Raw genomic sequence first — 1,423 nt, 5'->3', positions numbered from 1 at the left:
AACTTCGCCGGAATACGCACAGTTCTCGGACGGCTCTGGGGGCAAACCGCAGAGCTCAGTGTAGATGACTTGTAGCTCAGCTACAGTATCCAGAACCGCAACCCGTTATCGGGGCCGTAATCCGACCAGCGTCCTGGCTTGTCGTAGTAACGCCCTATATTCCAGGACAAGCGGATTTTTGCCCTCAAACGACCAACCGCCATACTTAGCTAACCAACGGCGGGGCTGATCTGGTCGCCATTGTGCAATAGCTTCCTGCAACAACGCATTGATGTGAGCTTGTTCGGTGTCGCGGCAGTATTGGGACATTAGGGCAGAGGCTGTATCATAGTGGTGGGTGCTTGAGGCTGTCTGTCTCAAGCGCAAGCAAGAGCCAGATAGACGAAAGCCCCGAAGGTCAATTTTCATTAACCAACGAGGCCCAACATAATGTTCGCAAAACTGATGTTAGCCTCTCTCGACGCAGGAGGCAAGTATGCCTGGAAAAACCGCCGTGATGGCGTTGCTCATTGTGTGTGTCACAGTGCTGGCGTTTACCGCGCTGGTACGAGATTCACTGTGTGAGCTAAGTGTGCGGCAAGGCGGCACGGAAATCCGGGCCTATCTTGCTTACGAACCGAGAGAGTAACCGGCAAGGCGGGGGTTCCGAACCCCTGCCTTTTCGGCAACGAAGGTTGCGATGGTCATGTCCGCAAGCACCCAACTTTTTATGGCGAATGCCGAGAGAAACAGCATGGTATGGGGGATAACACGCCATGCGGTTCGGCATTCGCCGCCTACGAGAGAGTGACCATGAGCTTAAAAAATATCAGAACTGGCTGGCCCATTACCTGGTAAGTCGCCGCGATGGCGATCACGCCTTGGCGGCTGAACTGGCGGGGATGATTTGTGGTTACTGGGAAGGGCTTGGTAATACTGTCGAACTGGACAAGTGGGCGCGAGTCAAAGACGAGCACCACGCAAAGATAACCTGACCAGACAATCAAACTCCACATTCAACAAGTCAAAACTCAGATTTGATTTATTTGCATCCAAGCATGGTGTTGAATAGGGTAGCACCGCCGCTTGGCGACCACCATTCAGACGACTGATTGGGCACGCGCACAATGCCAGGCGGCACCTACCTTCCTACCAGGTAAATCACTTCTGGCAGACTGTCACCTTCCTCAGCCCGTCTTTTCCGTTGAGTCAACGCTAGCGCCTTCGCCAGCAATGTTTTGTACTCCTGGGCAGACACACCATTTCCAATACCCAAACCTGGTAGGCCGCCATAACGAGCCAGCCACCGCCTTGGCTTGATCGGATCCCAACTGTTCAAAGCGGTTTTCAGCAGGATCTCCAAGTACGCATTATCAGCATCATTGTTAAACGACATTTTTTCGCTCACCTAAAACTTTCTTTTGACTGAATCGCCCCTGGTTTT

The 1,423-nt window shown here is 52.7% G+C and carries 3 protein-coding genes; 2 read left to right on the top strand and 1 reads right to left on the bottom strand.

The window, feature by feature from the left end; genetic code table 11:
• Nucleotides 1-475 precede the first annotated feature (475 nt).
• Both AXW79_RS02805 and AXW79_RS02800 read left to right on the top strand, forming a co-directional pair.
• Complete coding sequence (locus AXW79_RS02805) at nucleotides 476-628, top strand: Hok/Gef family protein (protein WP_005322083.1); 153 nt, start codon at nucleotides 476-478, stop codon at nucleotides 626-628.
• 127 nt (nucleotides 629-755) lie between these two features.
• Nucleotides 756-974 carry a hypothetical protein gene (locus AXW79_RS02800; RefSeq protein WP_005322082.1) on the top strand — a complete coding sequence of 73 codons (219 nt, stop codon included), beginning with the start codon at nucleotides 756-758 and terminating at the stop codon, nucleotides 972-974.
• 146 nt (nucleotides 975-1,120) lie between these two features.
• On the opposite strand, the gene AXW79_RS02795 is transcribed toward AXW79_RS02800, so the two are convergent.
• Nucleotides 1,121-1,387: a hypothetical protein gene (locus AXW79_RS02795; protein WP_011899469.1), complete on the bottom strand. Its 267-nt coding sequence runs from the start codon at nucleotides 1,385-1,387 to the stop codon at nucleotides 1,121-1,123.
• Between the last annotated feature and the right edge of the window lie 36 nt (nucleotides 1,388-1,423).

It is taken from the genome of Aeromonas salmonicida subsp. salmonicida (genome assembly GCF_001643305.1).
Taxonomy (GTDB): Bacteria; Pseudomonadota; Gammaproteobacteria; order Enterobacterales; family Aeromonadaceae; genus Aeromonas; species Aeromonas salmonicida.
This window is presented reverse-complemented; position numbering and strand designations above follow the sequence as displayed.